The organism is Pseudomonas syringae group sp. J248-6 (genome assembly GCF_032586995.1).
Lineage (GTDB): Bacteria > Pseudomonadota > Gammaproteobacteria > Pseudomonadales > Pseudomonadaceae > Aquipseudomonas > Aquipseudomonas amygdali.
On record NZ_JAWHOP010000004.1, the window covers coordinates 343,143 to 354,946 of the forward strand.

Sequence of the window (11,804 nt, forward strand, 5' to 3'; positions counted from 1 at the left end):
GTTCTGTTTTTGCTTCGCGCTCATAAACAGTGGTCAAAAAAAAGCCACTCAAACGAGTGGCTCAAAGGGAAGTCTGTTTAAAATCCGCATGCGTTCTTCGCCTGCTGGAGAAAATAACGGTTAGCGCAAAAACGGCGTTTGGTGCCCTGTTTGCTCGGTTGCTGTGGAGTGTGGCGAACTAATGCTGTTGGCGGAAATCAACTCTGACTATGCTGATCATAGATTTCACGGTTGAATGACGCTTCCGAATGAGGCGCGAAAGAATTGGCTTGGGCGTTTAGTGCACAGGAATGGTGCGTAGAACGTCGAGTGTTTACCTAACCTTTTGAAATCAAAGCGTTTATGCCGGTGGCACGGGCTTTGCGATGGTCTTGGTGTCCATGGTGACAAGGAGTACGGCATGATCCGCACCTTTTATGACGAGATGTACGATGCGGGCGGCGTAGTCCGTCCGCACTATCGGGAGTTTGCCCGCTGGCTGGGCGATACGCCTCCCGAGCTTTTGGCTCAACGCAGGCGCGAGGCCGATCTGCTGTTTCATCGCGCCGGTATCACGTTCACGCTATATGGCGATGAGCAGGGCACCGAGCGGCTTATTCCTTTCGACACCATCCCGCGCAGCATTCCCGCCAGCGAATGGCGTGTTGTCGAGCGTGGCTGCATTCAGCGCGTCAAGGCGTTGAACATGTTTCTGGCGGATCTTTATCACGACCAGCGGATTATCAAGGCCGGAATCATTCCTGCCGAACAGGTGCTGGCCAACGAGCAATATCAGTTGGCGATGCAGGGCCTGAACCTGCACCGCGATTTGTATTCGCACATTTCCGGCGTCGATCTGGTGCGCGACGGTGATGGCACGTATTACGTGCTGGAGGACAACCTGCGAACCCCGAGCGGCGTGAGCTACATGCTCGAAGACCGCAAGATGATGATGCGTTTGTTCCCGGAGCTGTTCTCGGCTCAGCGCATTGCACCGATCGATCACTACCCGAACCTGTTGCTCGACACGCTCAAGAGTTCCAGCCATCTGGACAACCCGAGTGTCGTGGTGCTGACGCCCGGGCGTTTCAACAGCGCCTTTTTCGAGCATGCGTTTCTGGCTCGCGAGATGGGGGTCGAGCTGGTTGAAGGTGCCGATCTGTTTGTTCGCGACGACCGCGTGTTCATGCGTACCACCGACGGTCCCAAGGCTGTCGATGTTATCTACCGTCGGCTTGACGATGCATTCCTTGATCCGCTGGCGTTCAACCCTGATTCCATGCTGGGCGTTCCCGGTCTTCTGGCAGCGTATCGCTCCGGCAATGTGGTTCTGGCCAATGCCATTGGTACTGGCGTTGCCGATGACAAGTCGGTTTATCCGTACGTCACCGACATGATTCGCTTCTATCTGGACGAAGAGCCGATTCTCAAGAACGTGCCGACCTGGCAGTGCCGTAAGCCGGAAGAGCTGTCACATGTGCTGGCCAACCTGGGCGACCTGGTCGTCAAGGAAACCCAGGGCTCCGGGGGCTACGGCATGCTGGTCGGCCCTGCAGCGACCGCCGCCGAGATAGAAGCCTTCCGGGCGCGTCTCAAGGCCAAGCCACACGCGTACATCGCCCAACCCACCTTGTGCCTGTCGACCTGTCCGACCTTTGTCGAAAATGGCATAGCCCCGCGACATATCGATCTGCGCCCCTTTGTTCTGTCCGGTCGCGAAACCCGCGTCGTACCTGGCGGGCTTACCCGAGTGGCCTTGCGTGAAGGCTCACTGGTGGTCAATTCGTCACAGGGTGGCGGAACCAAAGACACCTGGGTGGTCGAGGATTAAGGATGCCTGCCAATGTTAAGTAGAACTGCCTCTGATCTTTTCTGGATGTCGCGTTACCTGGAGCGAGCGGAGAACCTCGCCCGAATGCTGGACGTGAGCTATTCACTGTCGTTGATGCCGCAGGACGGGCGGGGCGACGGGCTGGATGAAATAGCCATGCCGTTGCTGATTACCGGAACGCTGGAAACCTACATCGAGCGTCATGGTGAACTGCATGCCGAGCGCATGCTGCATTTCTTTGCGCTGGACGCGACCAACCCGGCCAGCATCTACAGCTGCCTGGGTGCCGCAAGGGCCAGCGCGCATGCCGTGCGCGGGCGTATCACTGCCGACATGTGGGAGAACATCAACTCCACCTGGCTGGAAATTCGCGGCATTGCTCAACAGGGCCTGACCCGTTACGGCATGAGTCGCTTTTGCGAGTGGGTCAAGGAGCGTTCGCACCTGTTCCGTGGTGCGACCTACGGCACCATCATGCGTAACGATGCGTTCCGTTTCATTCGTCTGGGCACGTTCATCGAGCGCGCTGACAACACCATGCGCATGCTCGATGCCCGCTATGAGATGCTCGAACTGCGCGGGCCACAGGCCAATGCCGCGGCGGACAACTCGGCTGCCGGGTACTACCAGTGGAGCGCCTTGTTGCGCGCACTGTCCTCGTTCGAGGCTTACACTGAAGTCTATCGGGATGCGCCAGGTGCGCGTCAGGTTGCCGAACTGTTGCTGCTGCGTGCCGACATTCCGCGCTCGTTGCGCGCCTGTCTGGAAGAGATGGACGTCATTCTGGCCAGTCTGCCCGGCGTCAATGGCCGACCTGCGCAGCGCATGGCCGCCGAGATGGACGCAAGATTGCGCTACACCAGTATCGACGAGATTCTGGACGAGGGCCTGCATGAGTGGTTGAACGAATTCATTCCAATGCTGGCCCAACTGGGTGATGCCATCCACACTTCGTACCTGGAGGCTGCATGAGACTTTCCATAAGCCATGAGACCACCTATCACTACGATGATCAGGTGCGTTCAAGTATCCAGTATCTGCGCCTCACGCCTCACGACAGTGAGCGCCAGCAGGTGCTCAGCTGGCAATTGACGTTGCCGCGCCCGGTGCGCGCGCAGATTGATCCTTTCGGCAATATCCTGCATGTCCTGAGCCTGGAAGAGCCGCACGAGGCGATCATCATCGGCGCGCGCGGGCAGGTGGAAATCGACGAAACCCGCGAGGCCGAGCACGAAAGCCAGTCGGCATTACCGTTTTTGCGCGTTACCCGGCTGACCGAGCCTGACGAAGCGATTCGCAGTTTCGCGGCCAGGGAGTGTCGCAAGCGCGCTGACCGCAGCGCATTGATCGACCTGATGCAGGCGCTCAACCAGCACATGACCTACACGCAGGGGGCGACCGAAGTCGACACCAGTGCCGCTCAAGCCTTCGCCGGACGCTCGGGAGTCTGTCAGGACCATACCCACGCCTTCCTGGCCTGCGCCCGCAGTCTTGGGGTTCCGGCGCGTTATGTGTCCGGTTATCTGTGCAGCGAAGACAGCGAACATTTGTCCAGTCACGCCTGGGCCGAAGCCTGGATAGACGACGCCTGGTACAGCTTCGATGTCACTAACCAGCTGGCCATTCCCGAACGTCATTTGAAGCTGGCGGTAGGGCTGGACTATCTGGATGCTTGTCCGGTGCGCGGCATGCGCCGGGGTGGCGGGTCTGAACAGATGCACGCCAAGGTCGTGGTTTCGCCCATGACCGGTACGCCAAAAGTGAAAACCCGAGTGCAGGTCCAGGCGCAGCATCAGTAGCGCGTAAGCACTGATCTGCGCGTCACTGAAATGGCCGGAATTGAATCTCCGGTCATTGCTTATTCAGCGGGGTCGTCGGTGGTGCTGTAGAGCGCGTTGTGCAGCTCTTCGTAATTACCGCCATTGATGACGCTGAAATAGCCCGCCGCCCTGAGCTTTTCCTGAGCCTTGTCGGCTTTGCTGTCGGTGCTGCTGAAAATGACGAACACCGCATTGCGGTCGTTGAGCACCTGCTTCATCTGATTGACCAGCCGCCGGTCATCGACCCGCACTGCATTCAATACTGTGCCAGCGTCATAGTCGGTCTGGCTGCGTACATCCATCGCCAGTTTGCCTTCCTTGAGCGCAGCCACCGCGGCAGCCTGATCTACCATGCCCGCGTGGGCTGCGAAGCTGCTGACAAGTGCAAAAACAGCAATCCATTGGCGCATAGGCGCGTCTCCTTCAGTCGAGTGGAAAGAGTGGCACAGTTACACACTGACTGAAAGCGTGTCAGATCAGCCGAACAACCTGTTCAGGTTAGGCACGATCAATAACAGCGCAGTGGTAAAGAGGATTAATCCCGCCTGACGTACTTTGGAGTGTTTGAACTTGAACATGGCTGACCGCCTTTTTTTGTTATTCCTGAGCGACAGAAGCAGGTCGATTCTGCAACGCAGAGAGTCGGCCGCTGGCAAGGTTGCGCGTTGAACAGGTGGGCCCGGTCATTTGACCGCTGGCCCGTACGCTGAAAGGATTTTGCGCGCTTCCTGTTACAGATTTAACAATAGAGCCGAGGTGCCCCACGCCTTAGAACGGTTGGGAATTTAAAAGTCTACTTATCCAACTTAACGTTATCAATCAACTGCTCGCCAGAGGCACAGGCCTTTGCTAGACGCTTCATTCACATCGGTCAGCTTTGCACCGTTCGTCTGGGCCAGACTTTTCCTACGCGCATTAAACCTCTGATAAGGCGAGGGGTGCTGCTTGATTTGCCGAAGCCTTCAAGGCAGGCTCTGCCCGTGCGCTATTGCCTCATCATTGCTTCAGGGCCTCTTTTATGTCTTTACGCATCTGTATTCTGGAAACCGACAACCTGCGACCGGAACTGGTCGAGCAATATCAGGGGTACGGGCGGATGTTCGAATTACTCTTCGCTCGCCAGCCGATTGCTGCAGAATTGACCGTTTACAACGTGGTGCAAGGGGACTATCCAACTGCAGACGAGCAGTTCGATGCTTATCTGGTGACCGGCAGCAAGGCAGACTCATTTGGCACCGACCCGTGGATTCAGACCCTGAAAGCCTACCTGCTGGGGCTGTATCAGCGCGGCGAAAAACTGCTTGGTATCTGCTTCGGTCACCAGTTGCTGGCCTTGCTGCTGGGCGGCAGGACCGAGCGTGCCGTACAGGGTTGGGGCGTCGGTATTCATCACTATCAATTGGCACCCGCCAGACCGTGGATGACGCCAGCAATGGACAAGCTCACGTTGCTGATCAGCCATCAGGATCAGGTGACCGCGCTGCCCGAGAACGCAACGGTGATTGCGTCCAGCGAGTTCTGTCCATTTGCGGCCTACCATATCAATGATCAGGTGCTGTGTTTCCAAGGCCATCCCGAGTTCATTCACGAGTTTTCCCGGACCTTGCTTGATCTTCGTCAGGAAGCGCTGGGCGAGCAGGTTTACCGGCAGGGTGTTGCCAGCCTGGATCACGAGCATCACGGGGCGACGGTGGCAGAATGGATGATGCGCTTTGTGGCGCACAAGCCGGAAAAACAGTCCGTCTGACCCGGCGCATGGCCGTCTGAACGGGAATGCGGTGGCGGTGCTATAGCCAGCCAGAGCGCTTGAAGCTGGCGAACAGCGCCGTACACCCGCCCAGAATGACGCCCAGCACGATGAAGTAGCCGTATTCCCACTTGAGCTCCGGCATGTTCTCGAAGTTCATGCCATAGATGCCGGCAATTGCGGTTGGAAAGGCCAGAATCGCTGCCCAGCCAGCGAACTTGCGCTGCACGATGCTTTGCCGCGAGGACTCCAGCAACAGGCCGATTTCGATTGTCTGGCTGGCGATGTCACACAGGTTGCCCAGGTCTTCCATCTGCCGCTTGACGTGAATTTCCACGTCGCGAAAGTAGGGGCGCATGTTCTTGTCGATGAAAGGGAAACTGAGTCTTTGCAGTTCTTCACCCACTTCCACCATCGGCGCTACGTAACGGCGCATGCGTAAAAGATCACGGCGCAGTGCATGAATGTGCTGGATGTCGGACTCGCGCAATGAGCCGCCGATGACACTTTGCTCCAACAGCTCAAGTTCGGTATGGATGGCTTCGGTCACCGGTTGATAGTTCTCGGTCACGAAGTCCAGAAGGGCGTACAGCACGAAGTCTTCGCCGTGTTCCAGCAGCAGTGGTCGTGCTTCGCAGCGCTGACGCACCAGCCCGTAGGACTTGGAGTGGCCGTTGCGTGAGGTGATGATGTAGCCCTTGCCCGCGAAGATATGGGTTTCGATGAACAGCAGCTTGCCGTTTTCGCGTACCGGCGCGTAGGTCACGATAAACAGCGCATCGCCAAAGGTTTCCAGCTTTGGACGGCTGTGAACCTCCATGGCATCTTCAAGGGCCAGTTCATGCAGGTTGAACTGTTCTTTCAGGCTGGTCAGTTCCTCATTACTGGGCTGCTCCAGGCCGATCCAGACGAAATGATCGGGTTTGGCGGCCCAGGCGGCACCCTCATCAAGGGTTATATCGCGGACTTTTTTGCCTTTGCTGTACACCGCTGCTGCAACAACTCGACCCATGGCGCTATCGCTTCTTCAATATGTCAGTGGCGCAAAAAACATGCGCGGTAGCTGATCAGATTGATCAAATGCGTATGAGTTCGCCGGTAAACAAAAGCCCACGCGGGCGGGCTTCGATTGGGTATCACAGCATGTGTTGCCGATCCTGCTCGATAGCTGCATCCAGTGTATCGAGCAAGGCTTTTCTGACCTTGAGTTTGGTCTTCTTGTGCGCGCTCATGTTGATCTTCTTCAACTGTGCGGCGACCGCAAGTGCGGTGCCTTGCAGCTCATCGACGCTGACCACCTTGTCCAGGAAGCCGGCGGCCATCGCTCCTTCAGGGTCGAACATTTCGGCGTTGATCACCGAGCGATTGAAGGCTGATTTACGCAACCGGTCACGCGCCAGTTCGATGCCGGCGTGGTGCATGGGCATGCCGATCTGTACTTCGTTCAATCCGATACTGAATGGCCCTGCGACACCGATTCGATAATCGGCGGACAGCAGCAAAAAGGCACCCTTGGCAACGGCGTGGCCGGGGCAGGCGACAATGATCGGGAAGGGGTGCGACAGCATTCTGCGCGCCAGGGTGGAGCCCTGAGCAACCAGATTGATCGCCGCTTCGGCGCTCGAGGTCATCACCTTGAGATCGTAGCCACCCGAGAGAATCCCGGGCTGTCCGGTGACGATCACTATTGCCCGGTCCTGTTCGGCCTGATCCAGCGCAGCATTGAACGCGATGATTACGTCCGGGGAAATGGCATTGACCTTGCCGTTGTTCAGGGTCAGCGTGGCGACACCGTCGTCCAGATGGTACGAGACCAGATCACTCATGACGTGATTCCTTTATTGAAGTGAGCAGACGTTACTCACCCATAAGGAACAGGTAAAGCGCTGACTGATGAGTCACTCGGTAGATCGCCAATCAATGGCCGATTTACCCTCAACGGCGGCTCGGGTCACGGCTGGATATCGTTGAAGCCGCAATATTCTTCCCAGTCCATGCCCAGCGCTTCGGCTACCTGGCGGTGTGCTTCAAGGCGCATGCTCTGCAACTGTTCGGGCGACTCGGCAATCAGTTCCAGCGCCAGTTCCCAGGTCTCGATGCCCTGGCTCTCGGCCTCGTCTTCAAAAGCCCACTGTAATTGCTGCTTTTGCTCTTTCGGGCTCAACGCGCTGATTTCGTCCTTCAGGGTCGGATGGGTCGCGAGGTATTTCGCCAGCGCGGCCTCGTTCCACTCAAGCGTATTCATGCGGGGTTCCTCAAAATGGTTCGATAGCCAGGCTGCTTTTCAGGGCAGGGGGCAAGACGGCGTGATTGTGAGGGAGCACGTCATTGATGTCAGCACCCGGCCGCAATAATCGCTAGAGTGCTCAGACGAATGTATTGATCCTTCACTCAGGAGCCTATCGAGATGATTAAAGTCAGTGTGCTGTATGCGTATGAAGAGGGTGCCCGTTTCGACCACGATTACTATCGCGACAAACACTTGCCGCTGGTGCAAGAGCTGATGGGCAGTTACTGCAAGGGCTACAGCGTCGACAGAGGCATAGGCGGAGCAACGCCGGGCTCGGAGCCTCGGTATATCGGCATGTGCCACATCTATTGCGATTCCATAGAAGACTTTGAAGCCGGCATGGGGCCGCATTCAAAGCAGATCAATGCCGACATCACCAACTACACCGACCTGATCCCGGAGATACAGATCAGCGAAGTGCGTGCCGATGTGAAAACCGCGCCATAGCTTATCGAGCGGCGTCCTGGCGAGCCGCTTGTTTTTTTGAAGACATCCCACCCGACGGATCAAAACACTGGTTGTCGTAACGTGGGCTCTGGCACTGCGAAGGGATGTTCGGCGGTGGCGGGCGGTTTCGTTGATACGCCTTGTAGCGTTCCGTTTCGTAAACCGTCACGTGGGTGCGGCCGCTGATCTTCAGGTATTCAGTGGCCTTGAGATTGGTCTGGTGAACATAATCGAGAGGCTCACCCTCGCGCCGCATGTTCGGCGGGCCCTGGCGCTGCAGCGCGCTCTGTGCAGCGTTGTCACAGGGGATAGATGCATAGCTCACCTGTCCCTGCGCTGATGTGCATTTGAAGATCTCACCGTATGCCGTGCCTGCGCCCAGCAGCGCTGCCACTGCCAGCGTGATTGAAAGCCTTTTCATGGTTCTCTCCTTACATGGCGCAAGGCTACCATTTGCCTCTGAACGCCGCCATATCCTCTTGCTGCAAGGCCCCGTTCGTCAGACATATCGCACGGCTATGTTGATCCGCTTTCTGACTATCAGGTTCTGAATTTAACCAGTGGAGGCGCATATGACCGGCACCAAGCCAGGCAGCAGCAACGAAGACAAGAATGATCCGGGTTTTGACGAAGAGTCACCGAAAACCCAGGACCCGCAAATCGATCCGATCGGGCCCGCCAAGACTCCAGCCACTGACAAGGGCAGCAAGGATGATTACCCGCCGTACACCCCGGACAAGTAACTGAGCGACTGCCCTCGGTAAACACCGAGGGCGGTTTATTTACCTGTCCGTATTATTTGTTTGCGTCCAGGTATTCGAGCAGGTCTTCCATTCGCTCATCGTTGCCCATCCACCACAGTTTCATCCGCGTGCCAGGCACGACTTCGCCTGGGTCCTTGATATACGTGCGCAACTCTTCACGCGTCCAGACCAGCCCCGAGTTTTTCATTGCGTCGGTATAGACGTAGCCTTCCTGTTGCCCTGCCTGACGGCCAATAATGCCGTTGAGGGGTGGGCCAAATGCGTTGCGTGCAGAAGGGCCGATCTTGTGACAGCCGGAGCAGAGGCGGGTAAAGACTGCTTTTCCGGCTTCTGCATCACCTGCGCCATAAGCCAGCGGTTGCAGTGCCAGCGCCACTATGAATAAGGCAGTTTTTCTCATCGATATCCCACAGCGCGTGCGGCCGTCTGGTCAAAAGCGACGAATGTTAGCGCAATTATCGGAGGTTCACTTGCTGTCAGGTATCTGGCTCGACAACTCGTCGAAGTCACGCTTGTAACTCGCCATCTCTGCGGCACTGACGAAGCTCTGTTCAAGGACCACTTTCTTCGCGCCGGACTCGATAGTGTCCAGTTGATGAAGGAAGCGCTTCTTCTTTCTCGCCTCCATCCGTGCGCCAGCCTCATCGATAGCCGTGCGTAGCTCATTTGCTCGCTGGTTTACAAAATCCTGGCCTCGACGATCAACGGTAAGCCCGTCGTTTTCGACATAGCCCTCCAGCCCGGTTTTCTTCAACACCAGCCAAAGCGCCTGATCCGGCGTGAACGTACCCTTGAATTTCTTGACCTTTCTGCTGCTGTCAGCGCCCAGGTCGACGGTAACCGGGCAGCCGGATCTATGCGCCAGTTGTTGCAGCGCCTCATCCAGGCGTTGTGAAGGCATGTCATAGGAAACGGGTGCCATCTGGCATGCAGCGAAGGCCGGAGCCGCCGTCAGACACGCAACGGTGAGGACCAGTTTTTTCAGGGTGTATTTCATGTGGGAGGTTTTTCTTCCGGGAAGTAGGGCTTGGAAACCATTTTCTGCATGATGTTCCCTATCTGCCCGACGCCTGTGAAAGCAGTCGTGTTCCTGATGTCTCTGGGCGCATGTGGGGTGCCATGTGCTCAAATCGCAGACAAAGAAAAGCCCGCGATGGGGGGTAGCGGGCTTAAGGTCTTGCTGGGAATTGAGTTAACAATAAACCCGCGAACGTGAAAAAAGCGTGAACTGCCGGATACAATTTATGAACAATTGAAATCAGGGCTCGCCTTCCCAGTAATCGAGGTTTTCAGTGGTCCGCTGGTTGGCGCTAAACACCCGGGTTCCCTGCACTGAAACCATCGCCTGATACTTCCCCGAGTCCGGGTATTCACAGACCTCCGGCGTTTCCCGGGTGCTGATCGACAGGTACTTCAGCGGCGCCTGCGAGGTGTTGATTATCTGATGAGGGTATTCGGAGCCCGCCGGGATAAACACGATGTCACCCGTCCGGATCGGCAGCATCTCGCCTGCGACACGCAAACTGCCTTCGCCCTCGATGATCACGAACATCTCTTCCTGCGCATGATGAAAATGATAAGGGCACGAGCGCTTGCCCGGCGCGACGATATCAATCGAGGCCCCGAGCTTTTGTGCCGCCGTGCCTGTGCCCAGGCGGGCTGCCGAGCTTTCATAGAGAGGTTCACGAACCTCATGTTGGAGTGGGGCCTCATTGAAATTGCGAATCAGACGAGACGCCAGTTCACGTGCGCGTTCATTCATGTCGGTCGACGCTCGGGGAGTTCAGAAGAGGGTACTTTAGACCAGACAACGTGATGCGTTGCAGGCAGTTACCTTGATCAGAAAAAACAGTCCCGGGCAGTCGCCACAAAAAGTCCGCCGCGCCGTGTGCAGCAGTTGCGCAGGTCGGAAACCTATTCACCTGAAACTCGTCTACTCTTTACATCACGATTCAGCCCTTTGCAGAGGACGCACCATGTTTTCAAAACCCGATATTCAACGCGTTCTTGAAACGGCCTTTCTGCCGTCAAAGTGCGAGTGCGTCGTCGCGTCGGACGAAACCTTTTCCGTGAAGCTTCTCCACCCCGAGTCAGGTGATATCCAGCTGTATGTAAAGGGGCTGTCCTTGTCCGAGGTAGAGAGCAGCCGATCCATCGCGCGGCTGGTGCTTTCGCTGAGAGAACAGAGAGACCTGATGGGGCTGATGGATTTGTCCATGAGGCGGTTGGCGTAGGGGGCTGGGGGCGGATTTTGATTGTGGTTATTTGATTGCTCTCACAAAGACCTATCGTTTCCAGGCTTATAGCGGCTATCCGCCCATGCGGCGTCTGATAGCCGCTTTTCGAAACGTCAGAAACCACAAAGCCCCGGAATTCCTTTCAGAATTCAGGGGCTTTGTGGTTTATCGATATGACGGTGAAGGAGGGGGCTCAAGTAATCGTCAATGGCTTGGTGCGATACCGGAGCGTCTACCCTCGCGAGTCCATCACCAAGACAATGACTTGATGCTTTCCAGGGAAACGAACCTTGAGTCGGGCCTGAGGTTGGATTCCCTCACATAACGAAAGCCCCGATGCTCGCGGTTCGAATACCAATATGATGCACAACCACCGGCGCCCAATGGCAGGAGCCACATTTGCAGATGGATCCTCAAAAATGATGGGAGCCGCGATCACGGTGCTAGCAAGTCATGTCTCACCGTTTACCTCAGTTCATACAGCCGCGCAGGCGTTGCCAACTAGTGAACTATGCTGGGAGACGTTCGAAAAGCTCACCCGCATGGATTTAGAAAAGGCCTGTGCGGCGTTCTTCGCAGAAGGCTGGTGGGCGAGGATTGATATGTTCTACATCGCCTTTGCAATGTCGACTGGATTGCGTCGAGTCGCAGGCGTCTCCGCTTGGGCTTGAATCTGCCGGTGGCGCCCG

16 protein-coding genes are annotated in these 11,804 nt (G+C 56.6%); 8 read left to right on the top strand and 8 right to left on the bottom strand.

All coding sequences use genetic code 11. The features are described from left to right. Positions 1-400: 400 nt before the first annotated feature. Genes RYC17_RS07940 through RYC17_RS07950 form a run of 3 tightly spaced genes read left to right on the top strand, consistent with a single transcriptional unit; the run spans position 401 to position 3,609 of the window. Positions 401-1,810: a circularly permuted type 2 ATP-grasp protein gene (locus tag RYC17_RS07940; RefSeq protein ID WP_002552858.1), complete on the top strand. Its 1,410-nt coding sequence runs from the start codon at positions 401-403 to the stop codon at positions 1,808-1,810. A gap of 12 nt (positions 1,811-1,822) precedes the next feature. Beyond that, complete coding sequence (locus RYC17_RS07945; RefSeq protein ID WP_003378609.1) at positions 1,823-2,782, top strand: alpha-E domain-containing protein; 960 nt, start codon at positions 1,823-1,825, stop codon at positions 2,780-2,782. Then, positions 2,779-3,609 carry a transglutaminase domain-containing protein gene (locus RYC17_RS07950; RefSeq protein WP_002552860.1) on the top strand — a complete coding sequence of 277 codons (831 nt, stop codon included), beginning with the start codon at positions 2,779-2,781 and terminating at the stop codon, positions 3,607-3,609. Before RYC17_RS07945 ends, RYC17_RS07950 begins: the two co-directional genes overlap by 4 nt. Before the next feature lie 59 nt (positions 3,610-3,668). On the opposite strand, the gene RYC17_RS07955 is transcribed toward RYC17_RS07950, so the two are convergent. After that, entirely contained in the window at positions 3,669-4,040 is a 372-nt protein-coding gene (locus RYC17_RS07955) for a rhodanese-like domain-containing protein (RefSeq protein ID WP_002552861.1), read from the bottom strand. Between the two features lie 608 nt (positions 4,041-4,648). Here RYC17_RS07955 and RYC17_RS07960 point away from each other — a divergent pair. Next, the gene (locus RYC17_RS07960) at positions 4,649-5,377 is read left to right on the top strand and encodes an amidotransferase (RefSeq protein ID WP_058402005.1); all 729 of its coding nucleotides are present in this window, start codon (positions 4,649-4,651) and stop codon (positions 5,375-5,377) included. Between the two features lie 40 nt (positions 5,378-5,417). On the opposite strand, the gene RYC17_RS07965 is transcribed toward RYC17_RS07960, so the two are convergent. The 3 genes from RYC17_RS07965 to RYC17_RS07975 form a co-directional block, all read right to left on the bottom strand. Further along, a complete protein-coding gene (locus RYC17_RS07965; RefSeq protein ID WP_058402006.1) occupies positions 5,418-6,389 on the bottom strand; it encodes a magnesium and cobalt transport protein CorA in 972 nt (323 codons plus the stop codon). 124 nt (positions 6,390-6,513) lie between these two features. Further along, positions 6,514-7,203, bottom strand: a complete 690-nt coding sequence (locus RYC17_RS07970) for a crotonase/enoyl-CoA hydratase family protein (protein ID WP_044343812.1) — start codon at positions 7,201-7,203, stop codon at positions 6,514-6,516. A 125-nt stretch (positions 7,204-7,328) separates the two neighbouring features. Further along, positions 7,329-7,622, bottom strand: a complete 294-nt coding sequence (locus tag RYC17_RS07975; protein WP_004664517.1) for a DUF6388 family protein — start codon at positions 7,620-7,622, stop codon at positions 7,329-7,331. A gap of 162 nt (positions 7,623-7,784) precedes the next feature. Between RYC17_RS07975 and RYC17_RS07980 the strand changes: the two genes are divergently transcribed. After that, positions 7,785-8,114: an EthD family reductase gene (locus RYC17_RS07980; RefSeq protein WP_005731513.1), complete on the top strand. Its 330-nt coding sequence runs from the start codon at positions 7,785-7,787 to the stop codon at positions 8,112-8,114. Between the two features lies 1 nt (position 8,115). Here the strand turns inward: RYC17_RS07980 and RYC17_RS07985 are convergent, their stop codons facing one another. Next, positions 8,116-8,535 carry a DUF4124 domain-containing protein gene (locus RYC17_RS07985; protein ID WP_058402007.1) on the bottom strand — a complete coding sequence of 140 codons (420 nt, stop codon included), beginning with the start codon at positions 8,533-8,535 and terminating at the stop codon, positions 8,116-8,118. Positions 8,536-8,686: 151 nt separating this feature from the next. On the opposite strand from RYC17_RS07985, the gene RYC17_RS07990 reads away from it, so the two are divergent. After that, positions 8,687-8,857 carry a DUF6021 family protein gene (locus tag RYC17_RS07990; protein ID WP_054072234.1) on the top strand — a complete coding sequence of 57 codons (171 nt, stop codon included), beginning with the start codon at positions 8,687-8,689 and terminating at the stop codon, positions 8,855-8,857. 52 nt (positions 8,858-8,909) lie between these two features. Here RYC17_RS07990 and RYC17_RS07995 read toward each other — a convergent pair whose 3' ends face one another. The 3 genes from RYC17_RS07995 to RYC17_RS08005 form a co-directional block, all read right to left on the bottom strand. Then, the gene (locus tag RYC17_RS07995) at positions 8,910-9,278 is read right to left on the bottom strand and encodes a c-type cytochrome (RefSeq protein WP_031599503.1); all 369 of its coding nucleotides are present in this window, start codon (positions 9,276-9,278) and stop codon (positions 8,910-8,912) included. A 66-nt stretch (positions 9,279-9,344) separates the two neighbouring features. After that, positions 9,345-9,875 (bottom strand): hypothetical protein, encoded by a 531-nt coding sequence (locus RYC17_RS08000; protein ID WP_058402008.1) that lies wholly within the window; start codon positions 9,873-9,875, stop codon positions 9,345-9,347. A 261-nt stretch (positions 9,876-10,136) separates the two neighbouring features. Continuing rightward, complete coding sequence (locus tag RYC17_RS08005; protein WP_058402009.1) at positions 10,137-10,640, bottom strand: cupin domain-containing protein; 504 nt, start codon at positions 10,638-10,640, stop codon at positions 10,137-10,139. A gap of 214 nt (positions 10,641-10,854) precedes the next feature. Between RYC17_RS08005 and RYC17_RS08010 the strand changes: the two genes are divergently transcribed. Beyond that, positions 10,855-11,112, top strand: coding sequence for a DUF1652 domain-containing protein (locus RYC17_RS08010; protein ID WP_057413156.1), 258 nt, complete (start codon positions 10,855-10,857; stop codon positions 11,110-11,112). A 422-nt stretch (positions 11,113-11,534) separates the two neighbouring features. After that, a complete protein-coding gene (locus RYC17_RS08015) occupies positions 11,535-11,786 on the top strand; it encodes a hypothetical protein (protein WP_058402010.1) in 252 nt (83 codons plus the stop codon). Positions 11,787-11,804: the final 18 nt, after the last annotated feature.